Below are 15,330 nucleotides of genomic sequence, written 5' to 3'. Positions count from 1 at the left end.
TTGATTTCTACTTCTAATAACTATCCAAGGATTTTAGTAAACCATGCAATTAATTGATATAAACAAAGCTCGTTATAGAAAACACCTAAATATTACCATTGTCGGCTTTATCAGCTCATTATTAGTGATGTCACTGCTTTTTGGCACTGTGCTTATAAGTCTATTTTCTAATGTTGGCGATGTGAATGAGCTAGTTAAAGGCGCAAGTGACATCATTGTTGATGGAGTACAAGCTGAGCCAGAGTCTAATTTTAGCTACAATTTACTTGGCGTTATCCTGGCATTACTTGCCAATGCGGCCATTTTACACAGCATTAAAAATAGTGAGTATTTTACTGAGATTTATTATGTTTGGCAGGTAAAGCAATTACAAAACCTTGTTTACCGTAAACTTAAAAAAATTAAACTTGCTGCTAAAGAGGGCGAGGAAAACGCTTTGATCATTTTATCTTTTTACTATCAGAGCCAAATTCAAATATATAACCTTGATGATAATACTATTACCTTATCCAGTATTGAAAAGCACTTAGCGAAAGTTAACGACATGATTGCGACAAGCGGTTTAACAATAAATGCTGCCCAATTTGAAAAAAGTCTGCTAGCTTCTTATTAGAGATAAAGTTACGTCTCTATTTTTAGCCAAACATAATACCAAGTCCATTAAGTTAGTTCTCGCTGAGAGGGAAGAAACTTATTGGAATTGGTATAGGCCACACATCTTATTCTAAGGAAGAAACATGATAGGTTACATCACACTGGGTACTAATGATTTCGAAAAAGCGGTCGGCTTTTATGATGAGCTTTTTAGTAGTATCGGGGCAGGTCGATTTTTAGAAACCGAGCAATTTGTTGCTTGGTCAACAGGTATGGAACACGCAGGTTTTTCCATCACTAAACCTTTTAATGGTGAGCCCGCTACCGTCGGTAATGGCACTATGATCGCCATTATGCTTGACTCAAATGATCAAGTGAAAAGCTTTTATGACAAAGCGCTTAGCTTAGGCGCTACTTGTGAAGGAGGCCCTGGACCACGTAGTGAGATGGCTGGTTTTTACGCGGCTTACTTCCGCGACTTAGACGGTAATAAACTCAATGCCTTCCATCTGGAAATGCCAGAGGGTTAACGTAAGGCGCTCTTAGCGAGGCTGAGCTCAAATTTAGAACTTAAACTTAAAAGTTAGACAATAAAAAACCAGTGTGCTAAAAGCATGCTGGTTTTTTTAATTGGTTTGAAATAGTCTAAGACTATTTACTGGCTTATCTAGCGCGGAAAGTAATGCGACCTTTTGATAAGTCGTAAGGTGTCAATTCAACCGTTACTTTATCACCCGTTAAAATACGTATGTAGTTCTTACGCATTTTTCCAGAAATATGTGCCGTTACGATGTGACCATTCTCAAGTTCAACTCGGAACATAGTGTTAGGTAAAGTATCAATAACAGTACCTTGCATTTCAATGTTTTCTTCTTTCGCCATGGGGCGCTAAACCTCTAATGTTGTGCAAATTAGCCAAGAATTTACTCTGTAATAGTAATATGTTCTGGCAGATAAAAAAGCTGCGCGAATCATGCCTAATTGCTCGGCCAATGTAAAGGCTTGCTGCTATTTATTTAGCAATTTCCGCCTTAATAGCAGTAGTCTTGTCATTTAAGTGCCATTGTCCATCGATAAAGCGCTCGAAGGGGAAATATCTGTTCTTATAATTCATCTTCTGACAATCATCTATTTGATAACCCAAATATAAATAAGGCAAAGACATTTGTTGGCAAAAGCTTAGTTGGGTGAGAATAGAAAACACCCCTAAACCATGGGCTTTGAATTCTGGATGGTAAAAGGTATAAACGGCGGATAGGCCATTACTTAACACATCGGTTACGGCAACACATACCAGTGTCTCTTCTTTGAGGCCATTCTGTTCATTTGCTGGCGCCCAGGTTTCAATAAACAATTGTTTGGTTAACTTACAGCTTAAAAAGCTTTGAAACTGTTGGAAGCTAGCGGGGTACATACTGCCATCTTGATGAAAGGTGTTGATATACGATTCAAATAAAGGGTAATAGCTATCTTTTAACTGTGAAGATTGTTTAATAATGAAGTGGCTATTGCGCTTCTTTGAGCGTTTTTGGCTTTTTGATGGAGTAAAATCGTTGCTTAATACACGAATTGACTGACAAGCGTTGCAGTTAGGGCAGTGTGGTCGATAACTTTGTTCACCGCTACGACGAAACCCTTGTGTCATAAGCCAGCCATAACTTTCGCTGTTGGCTAGACGTTCATCAACAGCAATAAGCAGCCGCTCTTCTTTATCAGGTAAATAATTACAGGGAAATATTTTGCTTATACCCAGTTTATAAGAAATTTCATTCATTGATAATTTGCCAATTTTTGATAACTCTCAAGGTTAATTATAACTAATTTCATTAGAGTAGCGTTAATGTCCTAGCTTGCCAAAAATCATCTGGCACTTGCTTAGTTATAGCCTTTTGTTGTTTTAAGAGAAATTCAGTACGGCTGATTTCTTTAGCGCCCATGTCTTCGAGGAAAGGGTTAAGTAACTGACAATCGATAAAGTTAATATCAATGCTCTTGAGTAACTGACCTAGTGCAAGCAAGGCAAATTTTGAGGCGTTACTTTGTTTATAAAACATTGATTCACCTGAGAAAAATCCATTAATAGCGACGCCATACAGGCCGCCGACTAATGCTTTGTTACCTTCACCATCCTGATGCCATATTTCAATAGAATGCGCATGCCCTTGTTGATGCAAGTCAATGTAAGCTGCTTGCATATCATCAAGTATCCAAGTTTCATCAGTGCGAAAGGGTGCATCGGCACAAAGTTGTATAACCTGAGTAAAGTCTTGATTTAGGGTAATGGTATAAGGTGCTTTACGTATCGCTTTAGCCAAAGTACGGTTTATACGTAATTGCTCAATAGCGATAATTGCCCTTGGATCAGGTGACCACCACATTAGTGGGTCCTCTTCGCTATACCAAGGGAAAATACCTTGGGAATAGGCGCTAAGTAACCTAGCACTAGATAAATCACCACCGAGTGCCAGCAAACCATTTGGCTCGCTTAGTGCGCAGCTTATCGGTGGGAAAGCTACACTGGCATCATCTAGTTGATACAGTAGTTGACTCATATAATATTCCCAAGAGAATTGATGTAATTCATTATGAAATGGCTAAAACAAACATGTCTATGCACTTGGCTCCAGTGTATAAAGAGCAATGGAACAGGACAATATGCGTCCTGCATTGTCTAATAAGTAGCATCCATGCTACGTTTCGATCAGAGACTTCGAAGATGACGTTTACAAAGAGTTCCTGAGTAAACTACATAGGCATGAAAACAAATAAACCACTTAAACGGCTTAAGCTCAAGTGGTTTATAAATGTGGCACTAATATGTCTAACAAGATATCCAACAAGTAAATACAGTGCCAAATAACCTTAGCAACAGTTTACTTTAATGCATCTACTTATTGCGCGTCTAAGTAACGCTCAGCATCTAATGCTGCCATACAACCGGCACCTGCAGAAGTGATTGCTTGACGGTAAATATGATCAGCAACATCACCAGCAGCAAAGATACCTTCAACACTGGTTTGTGTTGCGTTACCTTGCGTGCCACTTTCTATGGTTAAATAACCATTTTTCATTTCTAGTTGGTCTTTAAAGATATCAGTGTTTGGCTTGTGGCCAATGGCAATAAACACACCAGCGACATCAAGGTCTTCGGTTTTATCAGACTGAGTTTCTTTTAAACGTAAACCAGTAACACCCATGTTATCACCCAATACTTCGTCTAAAGTACGGTGGGTGTGTAAAATGATATTACCGTTAGCCACTTTGGCATGTAAACGATCCGTTAAAATCTTTTCGCTACGGAAGGTATCTCGGCGGTGAATTAAATGAACTTCACTGGCAATGTTTGATAAATACAGCGCTTCTTCAACCGCGGTATTACCACCACCAACAACAGCAACTTTTTGGTTTTTATAGAAGAAACCATCACAAGTAGCACAAGCTGAAACACCACGGCCCATAAAGGCTTCTTCTGAAGGTAAACCTAAGTATTGTGCTGAAGCGCCAGTACAAATAATTAAGGCATCACAAGTGAATACCCCATTATCACCCGTTAGAGTGAAAGGGCGTTTAGAAAAATCTACCTTATTGATGTGATCAAAGATGATTTCAGTATCAAATTTTTCCGCATGTTTTTGCATACGTTCCATTAATGCTGGACCGGTTAAATCATCAGCATCGCCCGGCCAGTTTTCTACCTCAGTGGTAGTGGTTAATTGACCACCTTGTTGCATACCTGTGATCATTACCGGCTTTAAATTTGCGCGGGCTGCATAAACTGCAGCAGTATAACCAGCAGGGCCTGAGCCTAAAATTAGTAGGGGACAGTGTCTTACGTCGCTCATGGGTTCTCCAAGAAAAATTGATTACTTCGAAGTAGTTAACCTTTAACTACCTATCATTTATTAATTGGGATGATAAGGAAATAAAGCAAGGGGGTAAATAATTACTTCGTTATATGATAAATAAAAAAAAACGCACTTTCGCCTATCTGTAAGCAAAAGTGCGCTATTTGCGGTAAAAGACTAATCTTGCGAAAAGACTGTCGTCATGTTTACCGCGTTATTGAGTTGTTTCTTTGTTTAGCTTAGGCGTAAGTTCAGCTTTATGCGTTTAAGGCAACAGCTGGCTCAACATATTCATAACCTAAAACATCGGCAACTGGCTTGTAAGTGATTTTACCAGCGGCTACGTTTAAGCCTGCCATTAAATGCTCATCATCTAATAAAGCTTGCTTAGCACCTTTGTTTGCTATGGTAACTGCAAATGGCATAGTTGCATTCGTTAACGCCATAGTAGATGTACGCGCTACGCCACCTGGCATGTTAGCAACACAGTAATGCACTACATCATCAACAACATAAGTTGGCTCTTGATGCGTAGTTGCTTTTGAAGTTTCAAAACAGCCACCTTGGTCGATAGCAACATCAACAACAACAGCACCTTTCTTCATCGACTTTATGTGTGCTCTAGTCACTAATTTAGGAGCCGCAGCACCAGGAATTAATACCGCACCAATCACTAAGTCAGCTTCAACAATTAAGTGGTCCATGGCATCAGCAGTTGAATAAACAGTTTTCAAACGGCCATCAAATTCAGTGTCTAATTGACGTAAACGCGGTAAAGAACGGTCTAAAATAGTCACGTCTGCGCCCATACCTACAGCCATACGTGCTGCTTGAGTACCAACAACACCACCACCAATTATTAATACTTTAGCTGGAGCAACACCTGGAACGCCACCTAATAAAGCACCTAAACCACCCTGTGCTTTTTCTAAAGCATGGGCACCGGCTTGAATAGACATACGACCAGCAACTTCAGACATAGGCGCTAACAAAGGTAAACCACCTGCTGCAGCGGTAACTGTTTCATAAGCAATACAAATTGCGCCAGAAGCAACTAATAACTCAGTTTGCTTAGGATCTGGTGCCAAATGTAAGTAAGTGAATAAGATTTGACCTGGGCGAAGCATATTACATTCAACCGGCTGTGGCTCTTTCACCTTGATGATCATATCGGCAGTGGCAAAAATTTCTGCCGCGCTATCAATTATTTTTGCACCAGCAGTGATATATTGTTCATTATCAAAACCAATGGATGCGCCGCCATTATTTTCAACAATTACTTGGTGACCATTGACGATCAATTCTTTAACACCTGCAGGTGTTAAGCCAATACGGTACTCGTGGTTTTTAATTTCTTTAGGTACACCAATAATCATATTTCTCTCTCTTAAGCGAAGCTTGTTGGAAGGCACTTTTGTCTGTGCTTGTAATATATGCGACTAGTATAGTAGTAACTTATTAGAATAACCTGTCGTTATTTACCATAATGCGATATATAATGCTACAAACAGCATAAAACACAGAGTTATATAAATGAGCCTTAATAAAACCATTGATCGTATCGATAAAAATATTCTTCTTGAGCTACAAAAAAATGGTCGTTTATCGAATGTTGAGCTGTCTAAGCGGGTAGGGTTAAGTCCAACACCCTGTTTAGAAAGGGTAAAACGCTTAGAAAAAGAGCAGTACATTAGTGGTTATAAAGCGATATTAAATCCGCTTAAGCTTGATGCTGCCTTATTAGTGTTTGTAGAGATAACGCTAACTAAAACCAGTCCCGATGTTTTTGATGATTTTGCTAAAGCCGTCGGTGAACTTGATGTTATTCAAGAATGTCATTTGGTTTCTGGTGATTTTGACTTCTTACTTAAAACTCGAGTAAAAGATATGCTGGCATATCGGGAACTACTCGGTGATACCTTGTTGCGTTTACCTGCGGTTAGTGAGAGTAGAACATACGTGGTTATGGATGAAATTAAATCGACTAACCTCCTGCCCATTAAACGCTAGTGCTACAGAGCAAGTTTTACTGTGGATATTGAAGAGAATTGACAACGCGTAGCTAAGTTTTAGCCCTTTTACTGAAATAATATACAGTAATGGCAATTTGTTGCTGCCAACTAAGCGCGAATTTGATACTTTAGCTTTGTAATGGGTGATTTTACCTATTTTATTTCCAATGGTACTTTTAATTGTCTTCAGATCTTATCGAAAATCCCGATGTTTCGCTTGATACATTGACCAATAAACAACTCACTGGCGTACAACGTCTGCTTGAGGCTGGGTTATTGTTTTTCACTGTCTTTGCTATGTTTATGATGTTGGCCTTATTTAGTTTTGATCCCGCCGATCCCGGCTGGGCGCAAACGGGTTATCAAACTGAAGTGCGCAACTTAGGCGGCTCAGTTGGTGCTTATCTCTCAGATTTATTTTTAAACCTTTTTGGACTTATCGCTTATAGCTTACCCTTTGTTATTGCTATCGTCGGTTGGTTGTTGTTTCAACGCTTTCATGTCTTGCTCACCCTTGATTACTTAACACTAGGCTTAAAACTGATTGGTTTTTTCATGTTTTACTTAGGTGTTACCTCACTGGCAAGCATGAATTTTGATGACATTTTTTACTTTTCTGCCGGTGGTATTTTAGGCGATGTACTGAGTGAAACTTTACTGCCATATTTTTCTTTTGTTGGTTCTACCTTATTATTCCTACTATTTACCTGTGCAGGTTTTGTGTTGTTAACGGGTTTTTCTTGGCTTAAGTTTATTGACTGTGTTGGTCAATACGCCATTGTTGGCGCGCTGTGGCTAGCAAATGCTCCTAAATTGATTAAAACACACTTTGGTACCAGTGATGGTGTTGACGATACAGAGTTAGGCAATGTTAAAAGCCGTTTAGTTGAAACTAAAGCTAGCGTCAAAGAAGGAAAAGCCAAGACAGAGCATTTACCTTCAGAACCCGTACCTTCAACAGAGCTACCTTCAGGTATTAATGCCAAAACAGCCACTATTGAATTGCCTGAGTTCTTCAATTTTGAAGACGAGCCAGCCACTACTAAACATGCTAAGCCGGTTAAAAGCGAACCTTTCATTGATATTGCAGAGTTAATGAGTGAGCCCAGTGTTGGCAATATTCAAGACCATGTCAGTGAGAAAGAAATTACCGCGGCTTTTGCCGAGGTAGATAAGCCTAATGTTGCGGATGATATTCAATCACCTAAACAGGCGCTAATGCCGGTACCCGCAAGTTTATCTGCTGTTGAGCAAACCTTAAGCGATGATAATGGCCAGGTTAATTTAGTTGCTGTTGCTGATAGTAACTTTAAGGGTATGCCGTCTATCGATTTACTTGATAGACCTGATAAGGCGAAAAACCCAATAAATCAAGACGAATTAGACCAAGTTAGCCGCCTTGTTGAAGCAAAACTACTGGACTTTGGTGTACAAGCGCAAGTGGTTTCGGTATACCCAGGCCCAGTTATCACTCGCTTTGAATTAGACTTAGCGCCAGGGGTTAAAGTAAATAAAATTACTAGCTTGTCGAAAGATTTAGCCCGTGCCTTATCAGCCATTAGCGTGCGTGTGGTTGAAGTTATTCCAGGTAAATCGGTTATCGGCCTAGAATTACCCAACAAACATAGAGAAATAGTTTATTTAAGTGAGGTGATTGGCTGTCCTGCTTTTGAAGAGTCAACATCGCCACTTGCCATGGTATTAGGTAAGGATATTGCTGGCGACCCTGTGGTAGTCGATTTAGGTAAAATGCCACACTTACTGGTTGCGGGTACTACTGGCTCGGGTAAGTCTGTTGGTGTAAATACCATGATTGTCAGCTTATTGTATAAATCAACGCCTGAAGATGTGCGTATGATTATGATTGACCCAAAAATGCTTGAGTTGTCAGTGTATGAAGGCATTCCACATTTACTGTCAGAAGTGGTTACCGATATGAAAGATGCCGCTAATGCATTGCGTTGGTGTGTTGGTGAAATGGAGCGTCGTTATAAAGTAATGTCTGCTGTTGGTGTACGTAATTTAAAGGGGTACAACAAGAAAGTGCTTGAGGCTATTGCTGCTGGTGAGCCGTTAATTGACCCTACGTGGCAGCCTAATGATGGTATGGATCAAACACCACCACTGTTAGAAAAATTACCAAGCATTGTTGTTATCGTTGATGAATTTGCCGATATGATGATGATTGTCGGTAAAAAAGTTGAAGAGTTGATTGCCCGTATTGCACAAAAAGCCCGTGCGGCAGGTATTCATTTGATATTGGCTACACAGCGTCCATCGGTTGATGTTATTACAGGATTGATTAAAGCCAATATACCTACGCGTATGGCATTTCAGGTATCGTCAGGTTTAAACTCTCGTACTATTTTAGATCAACAAGGGGCAGAGCAGTTACTCGGTATGGGTGATATGCTTTATTTACCACCGGGTACAGCTGTACCAACACGTGTGCATGGCGCTTTTGTTGATGATCATGAAGTTCATGCGGTAGTGAAAGATTGGAAAGCTCGTGGTGCGCCTAACTACGTAGATGAAATTCTATCGGGTGAAAACGAACAAGATATTTTATTACCAGGTGAACAAGCCGAAGGTAGCGATGCTGAAGAGGTTGATATCCTATTTGATGAAGCGGTAAATTTCGTTACTGAAAAGCGTCGTGTGTCGATTTCGAGTGTGCAAAGACAATTCAGAATCGGTTACAACCGCTCGGCGCGTATTGTAGAGCAGATGGAAGTGCAAGGCATTGTCTCAACCCCAGGTAATAATGGCGCAAGAGAAGTATTAGCACCACCACCTGTACGTGATACGTTATAACTTATCATTTAGCACTTACTATTTTCACTGTGGCAGTTAAACGCTGCCATAGTTCATCTTATTAGAAGTAAAACTATGCAAATCAATTTAATGCCAAATATTGTTATGAAAAATAAGCCAGCTAAGCCAAATAAGCAAACTACAAAGCCTTTTATCCGTACACTCGCGTTAACCGGTTTATTATTGCCGGTACTGCACTTTTCCCAAGCTACTGCTTATGCAGTCGAGCCTATGGCTAAAGTAAACGCTGTAAGCACTAAAGCGGCACCAGAGCAAGTAAGTGAAGCGAAACAACGCTTAATGACTAAGCTGGGTAAACTGGCTTTTTTCAGTGCTCAGTTCACTCAGAAAATTATTAATGGACAAGGTCAAGTATTACAAGAAGGCTCAGGTACGCTTGCTATTAGTAAGCCCAATCTAGTGAATTGGCAGACCATCACGCCGGATGAAACCTTAATTGTCAGTGATGGTAATACCTTGTGGTTTTATGACCCTTTCATTGAACAAGCCAGTGCTTATAGCCTAGCGAAATCAATTCATAACACACCCATTTTGCTGTTAACCAGTGATGAACCACAACTTTGGCAGCAGTACGATGTTTCTCAAGAGAGTAATGTTGAAGCAGGCATGCGCTTCATTGTTACGCCAAAAGATAAAAATAGCCAAATTAAGCAGTTAACATTAAGTTTTTCTCATAGCAATTCTGTAAGCGCTGATGTCGGTGCAATAGATAGCCAGTTAACTGAGTTTTCATTTAAAGATGCCACCGGACAAATTAGCCAAATCAATTTAAGTCACTTTAATAGTAAAGATAAACCAGACGCGTCTTTATTTACCTTTACCTTACCTCAGGGCGTGAGACTTGAAGACCAGCGATAATTTACCTAAAGGAAACTTACCTTCAGGCAAGGCACCTTCAGAGGGAGGTGATAGTGAAAGTGGTAGCGAAGGGCAACAAAGCTCACTGTTTGATCTTTCCCCGGAAGAGAGTGGTCTAGCCGCTGCGGATACTACTTTGTCTGCCGCGAATAGCTTTATGCCGTTGGCCGCTAAAATGCGCCCGAAAACTTTAGCCGATTATGTCGGACAAGAGCATATTCTTGGTAATAACTCACCCTTAGCGCAAGCAATTGCACAAGGGCATTGTCATTCGCTTATCTTTTGGGGCCCGCCTGGTAGTGGTAAAACTACCTTGGCTGAAATTATTGCTCAGCATGCTAATGCTGAAATTGAGCGCGTGTCTGCGGTTACCTCGGGTATAAAAGAAATTCGTAGCGCCATTGAAAAAGCAAAATTACGCGCGCAAGGTGAGGGCAGTAATAAGCGTCGTACGGTACTTTTTGTTGATGAAGTGCATCGCTTTAATAAATCACAGCAAGATGCGTTTTTACCGCATATTGAAGATGGCACCATTATATTTATTGGCGCGACCACAGAAAATCCCGCTTTTGAATTAAACCAAGCGTTATTGTCACGCGCCCGTTTGTATACCTTAAAGAAATTAACGGGAGATGATTTAGCACAAGTATTACAACGTGCTATTACGCTATGTGAAAGTGAGGGTGAAAACGGACAATCACTTGTGATTAAACTGAGTGATGACGCTAAACAAAGCTTACTTAATCGCAGTGATGGCGACGCCAGACGGTTACTTAATTTATTAGAAAACTGTCTTGATAGTACCACCGCAATACGTGTAAGCAAGCCGATAGATAAGCAAAACGAACAGGGTGCTAACGTTAATGTTAAAACGATTACCGTTGAGCTTATAGCCCAAGTCGCAGGTAGCAAAATTGCCCTTTATGATAAAGGTGGCGATGCTTTTTACGATTTAATCAGTGCTTTTCATAAATCAGTGCGTGGTTCTAGCCCTGATGCTGCCTTATATTGGTATGCCAGAATTCTGACCGCTGGTGGCGATGCGCTTTATGTAGCCAGACGTTTACTGGCCATTGCCAGTGAAGATATTGGTAATGCTGACCCACGCGCTATGCAACTGGCTATTAACGCTTGGGATACATTCCATCGTGTTGGACCAAGTGAAGGCGAACGGGCTATTGCTCAAGCTACGGTATATATGGCACTTGCTCCAAAGAGTAATGCTGTTTACCAAGCCTTTAATAAAGCAAAAGTATTAGCGCAGCAAACCTGTGATTTAGATGTACCTTTGCACTTGAAAAATGCCACCAGTAGCATCACCAAAGAGCTTGGTCATGGCAGCGAATATCGCTATGCTCATGACGAAGTAAACGCCTTTGCCGCAGGAGAGAATTATTTCCCTGAAGCGTTAGCCAAAGCAGATAGCTCACACACCAGTTTGTATCAACCAACTGAACGCGGACTAGAGAAAAAACTCAAAGAAAAACTCGATTACTTAAACCAGCTTAATAGGAATAGCCATGAGCAGCGCTATTAGTAACGTTACTTTATATGCTTTTGTTGCCCTCGGCGGTGCCTGTGGGGCAAGCTTACGCTTTTATATTTCGCAATTAGTTCTCAATTGGCTAGGAAAAGGTTTCCCTTTTGCTACGTTGATGGTTAATATCATCGGCTCATTTATTATGGGTTTGCTATATCAGCTGATCGAACATGAAATTCTCGATATTAATGTTCATAGAACCTTAATCGGCATAGGTTTTTTAGGTGCATTTACCACCTTTTCTACATTTTCATTAGACTCCTTGTTATTATTGCAACAAGGCGAAGTGTTAAAAGCCGCGATAAATATTTTACTGAATGTTTCACTGTGTATTGGTGCTGCAGCGCTGGGAATGTTTATGGTATCGGCTTTAGCAAAATAGCTGCTGATTACGACAGTAACGCAGGTAGAATAAAGCAAGCTTAGATAGAAAGCGCAATTTAGATTGAATAAACGTACTTTGTACTGAACAAAAAAATACAATTTTAATAACTTTATAAACAAGAATGTGAACAATTATGCTTGATGCAAAACTGCTTAGAACTGATTTAGATAATATCGCTCAACAACTTGCCAAACGAGGCTTCGTATTAGATACCGCTGCGTTAAGCGCGTTAGAAGAGCAACGTAAAGCTATCCAAGTGAAAACTCAAGAGTTTCAAAGTGAACGTAACTCTCGTTCAAAGTCTATTGGTCAAGCGAAAGCGCGTGGCGAAGACATTGCTCCATTACTTGCACATGTTAGCCAACTGGGTGACTCACTTGATGCCGCGAAGGCTGAGCAAGATGAAGTTTTAGCTAAAATTGAGGCCATTGCTAGTGCTCTGCCAAATCTACTTGATGACTCTGTGCCAGACGGTAAAGACGAAGATGATAATGTTGAGATAAAGCGTTGGGGTACACCACGTGAGTTTGATTTTGACGTTAAAGATCATGTTGATTTAGGCTTTGCCGTTGATAAAGGCTTAGATTTTGAAAGCGGCGCTAAACTTGCGGGAACACGATTTGTGGTTATGCGTGGCAAAATTGCTAAGTTACACCGCGCTATTGCCCAGTTCATGCTTGATACACATACAGAAGAGCATGGTTACCTAGAAATGTACGTGCCGTATTTAGTTAATCCCACGTCATTATTCGGTACCGGACAATTGCCTAAGTTTGGTGAAGACTTATTCCACACAGACTTATCGAACAAAAAGCTTTCTTTAATTCCAACATCAGAAGTGCCACTGACTAACTTAGTGCGTGACGAAATTGTTGATGAAGCTGAATTACCGATTAAAATGACTGCACATACACCATGTTTCAGAAGTGAAGCAGGCTCGGGTGGTCGTGATATTCGTGGTCTTATTCGCCAACATCAATTTGATAAAGTTGAAATGGTGCAAATAGTTAAACCAGAAAATTCAATGTCAGCACTTGATGAATTAACGCGTCATGCTGAAATTATTCTAGAGAAACTTGAACTGCCTTACCGCACAGTACAATTATGTAGTGGTGATGTTGGTTTTAGTGCCATGAAAACCTTTGATTTAGAAGTTTGGTTACCGGCACAAGATACTTACCGTGAAATTTCATCGTGTTCAAATATGGGCGCTTTCCAAGCTCGTCGTATGCAAGCACGTTTTAGAAATAGTGAAAGCAACAAACCAGAATTGTTGCACACACTTAACGGCTCAGGCTTAGCAGTAGGGCGTACTTTAGTTGCTATTTTAGAAAACTATCAACAAGCCGATGGCAGCATTAATATACCAACGGTGTTACAACCATATATGGCTGGTGTTACTAACATAGGTTAATACACCTTTAGTATGTAACTTACGTAAGTGATATAAAGCCAAAGCGCGACTTAGGAAACTTAGTCGCGTTTTTTGATCTTGCCCATGAGTTATTCATATAGTTCTATTAAAAATGTTTTAATAGCAAAATAATCTTAATAAATATATTAATAATACTGTATATAGATCTAGTGCTGGCTTAATTCCTTCTTTCTACAAGAAAGCGGGAATATTTCCGCCTTTCACACATCTACCAGTTAAGTGAGTATTTTTAACTCATTGATCTACCGATAACAATCTAGTAATCTCTTAGCATTATAAAATTAGGGACGATTAATCTCATCTTGTAGAAAGAAGGGATTTTGCCTCTTAATAAACTGTTAGGTTTAAGGAGTATTATGCGAATTCTTGCGATTTCAATTTGTAGCCTATTTTTTGTAGGCTGTTCATCAGTTAGTAACGTTGCACCTGTTGGTAAAGACACTTATAGGGTCAGTTCTGAGATGGGAGGACAATTTCCAAGTTGGTCTGATGTTAAGGGATTATCACTAAAAAAAGCAAATGAGTTCTGTAAAACTAAAGGAGCTTATATGAAAGAAGGAGAATGGGAAACTCATGGTGCTCGTGGCTGGACTCCTTTAAATGCCGAGCTTACTTTTACTTGTATTTATGACCAAGATTAAACCTAACAAGGAAATTCAACAAGGACAAAAAACAGTTGGCTTTTTGTTCACTACGTTCACTTATTTTAGCCAACAATTTTTTGCCTGTTAATTAGGCGTTAGGCTTTTCTTTAGTTAGGAGTGTAAATGGACGTTGAAATAATCAATTTTCCTAAAACAAAAGTTGCGGTTGTTGAGCATCACGGCTCACCTTTGCTTGAAAATGAATCTATCAATAAACTTATCGAATGGCGTAAAGAAAATAAATTACCACCTTCGGATATACACCGTAGTTATGGAATTCATTACAATGATCCTAATGTGGTTTTACCAGCAGATTATCGCGTAGATTTATGTGTTTCAATTGAACATGTGGTTGCCGAAAACACCTATGATGTTTTAGCTAAAACAATTCCAGCTTTACGTTGTGCAAAAGTTCGTTATATAGGCTCTCGTGAAAATATGACAACAGCTAGAGATTTATACAAAACATGGCTACCGAATAGTGGTGAAAAACTAACTGATTTTCCCATTTTTTTTCACTATGTTAATGTAGGCCCTCAAGTTAAAGAATCTGAAATGGTCACAGATGTGTATCTACCAATTATGTAATTTAGTTTAGAGTACAAAAGCCTAACAAGGGCTTTAAACGGAAAAAATACAGTTGGCTATTTTCACTCCGTTCAATATTTTAGCCAACTAAATTTTTCCGCTTAAGCAGGCGTTAAATTTGCCGAGCAAGCTCGGAGAATCACAATTTACTCTTGTTGGCACTCAAATTTAACAGCAATCCCTCTTATCTGATTAGCTAATTTAGCGTTATCGTCCTACTGTTAATTCCATGAAAAAACCGACAGTGCAAGGCTTTCTACAAGCGAGTTTTACTCACTACCAAAGAAATCATGCGCTACCGCTTTATCAAATCAAAGCCGCAGAGCAATTAATGCGTTGTCGAACCGAATCTTTAGGTGGTCACAGTGTTTATTGTGAAGATGGTCACTTAAATGGCGTGTGGTACAACAGTTGTAAACACCGTAGCTGCCCGCAATGTAGCGCACTCAAAGCAGAGCAATGGCAACAACGCGTTGAAGCGCTCTTACTCAACAGTAAACATCACCACTGGGTTTTCACCTTACCTCATGATTTACATGCTATTTGGCGGTTTAACCGCGCCTTCTGTCAACAACTGCTATTTACGGCGGTAAG

The 15,330-nt window shown here is 39.9% G+C and carries 16 protein-coding genes; 11 read left to right on the top strand and 5 right to left on the bottom strand.

The window, feature by feature from the left end; translation table 11 throughout:
* The first annotated feature begins 43 nt into the window (after positions 1 to 43).
* Both HRT55_RS19405 and HRT55_RS19400 read left to right on the top strand, forming a co-directional pair.
* A complete protein-coding gene (locus tag HRT55_RS19405; protein ID WP_291623929.1) occupies positions 44 to 613 on the top strand; it encodes a DUF3087 family protein in 570 nt (189 codons plus the stop codon).
* A 124-nt stretch (positions 614 to 737) separates the two neighbouring features.
* Entirely contained in the window at positions 738 to 1,124 is a 387-nt protein-coding gene (locus tag HRT55_RS19400) for a VOC family protein (RefSeq protein ID WP_291623928.1), read from the top strand.
* Positions 1,125 to 1,257: 133 nt separating this feature from the next.
* On the opposite strand, the gene infA is transcribed toward HRT55_RS19400, so the two are convergent.
* The 5 genes from infA to ald all read right to left on the bottom strand — a co-directional run bounded on the left by infA (position 1,258) and on the right by ald (position 5,815).
* Complete coding sequence (infA, locus tag HRT55_RS19395; RefSeq protein ID WP_291623926.1) at positions 1,258 to 1,476, bottom strand: translation initiation factor IF-1; 219 nt, start codon at positions 1,474 to 1,476, stop codon at positions 1,258 to 1,260.
* A 130-nt stretch (positions 1,477 to 1,606) separates the two neighbouring features.
* The gene (locus HRT55_RS19390; protein ID WP_291623924.1) at positions 1,607 to 2,368 is read right to left on the bottom strand and encodes an arginyltransferase; all 762 of its coding nucleotides are present in this window, start codon (positions 2,366 to 2,368) and stop codon (positions 1,607 to 1,609) included.
* A gap of 52 nt (positions 2,369 to 2,420) precedes the next feature.
* The gene (gene aat, locus HRT55_RS19385; RefSeq protein ID WP_291623922.1) at positions 2,421 to 3,146 is read right to left on the bottom strand and encodes a leucyl/phenylalanyl-tRNA--protein transferase; all 726 of its coding nucleotides are present in this window, start codon (positions 3,144 to 3,146) and stop codon (positions 2,421 to 2,423) included.
* A 339-nt stretch (positions 3,147 to 3,485) separates the two neighbouring features.
* Complete coding sequence (gene trxB, locus HRT55_RS19380; RefSeq protein WP_291623920.1) at positions 3,486 to 4,436, bottom strand: thioredoxin-disulfide reductase; 951 nt, start codon at positions 4,434 to 4,436, stop codon at positions 3,486 to 3,488.
* A gap of 260 nt (positions 4,437 to 4,696) precedes the next feature.
* Complete coding sequence (ald, locus tag HRT55_RS19375) at positions 4,697 to 5,815, bottom strand: alanine dehydrogenase (protein WP_291615968.1); 1,119 nt, start codon at positions 5,813 to 5,815, stop codon at positions 4,697 to 4,699.
* Positions 5,816 to 5,972: 157 nt separating this feature from the next.
* Between ald and lrp the strand changes: the two genes are divergently transcribed.
* From lrp to HRT55_RS19330, 9 genes are all read left to right on the top strand, one after another.
* On the top strand, positions 5,973 to 6,449 hold the full coding sequence (lrp, locus tag HRT55_RS19370; protein WP_291615966.1) for a leucine-responsive transcriptional regulator Lrp: 477 nt from the start codon (positions 5,973 to 5,975) through the stop codon (positions 6,447 to 6,449).
* A gap of 182 nt (positions 6,450 to 6,631) precedes the next feature.
* Entirely contained in the window at positions 6,632 to 9,265 is a 2,634-nt protein-coding gene (locus tag HRT55_RS19365; RefSeq protein WP_291623919.1) for a DNA translocase FtsK, read from the top strand.
* 75 nt (positions 9,266 to 9,340) lie between these two features.
* Positions 9,341 to 10,144 (top strand): outer membrane lipoprotein chaperone LolA, encoded by an 804-nt coding sequence (gene lolA, locus HRT55_RS19360; protein WP_291623917.1) that lies wholly within the window; start codon positions 9,341 to 9,343, stop codon positions 10,142 to 10,144.
* A gap of 157 nt (positions 10,145 to 10,301) precedes the next feature.
* Positions 10,302 to 11,681: a replication-associated recombination protein A gene (locus HRT55_RS19355; RefSeq protein ID WP_291624086.1), complete on the top strand. Its 1,380-nt coding sequence runs from the start codon at positions 10,302 to 10,304 to the stop codon at positions 11,679 to 11,681.
* Positions 11,665 to 12,066, top strand: a complete 402-nt coding sequence (crcB, locus tag HRT55_RS19350; RefSeq protein WP_291623915.1) for a fluoride efflux transporter CrcB — start codon at positions 11,665 to 11,667, stop codon at positions 12,064 to 12,066. The genes HRT55_RS19355 and crcB overlap by 17 nt, the downstream gene beginning before the upstream one ends.
* Positions 12,067 to 12,202: 136 nt before the next feature.
* The gene (gene serS / locus HRT55_RS19345; RefSeq protein ID WP_291623913.1) at positions 12,203 to 13,483 is read left to right on the top strand and encodes a serine--tRNA ligase; all 1,281 of its coding nucleotides are present in this window, start codon (positions 12,203 to 12,205) and stop codon (positions 13,481 to 13,483) included.
* A 377-nt stretch (positions 13,484 to 13,860) separates the two neighbouring features.
* The gene (locus HRT55_RS19340) at positions 13,861 to 14,145 is read left to right on the top strand and encodes a hypothetical protein (protein WP_291623911.1); all 285 of its coding nucleotides are present in this window, start codon (positions 13,861 to 13,863) and stop codon (positions 14,143 to 14,145) included.
* Positions 14,146 to 14,271: 126 nt separating this feature from the next.
* Positions 14,272 to 14,736: a GyrI-like domain-containing protein gene (locus HRT55_RS19335; RefSeq protein WP_291623909.1), complete on the top strand. Its 465-nt coding sequence runs from the start codon at positions 14,272 to 14,274 to the stop codon at positions 14,734 to 14,736.
* A gap of 229 nt (positions 14,737 to 14,965) precedes the next feature.
* Positions 14,966 to 15,330 (top strand): transposase zinc-binding domain-containing protein (locus HRT55_RS19330; RefSeq protein WP_291623907.1); only part of this gene is annotated, 365 nt, incomplete at its 3' end.

Source organism: Colwellia sp. (genome assembly GCF_013214175.1).
GTDB lineage: Bacteria > Pseudomonadota > Gammaproteobacteria > Enterobacterales > Alteromonadaceae > Colwellia.
The sequence above is the reverse complement of the archived record's forward strand: the minus strand, read 5'-3'. Positions and strand labels throughout refer to the sequence as shown.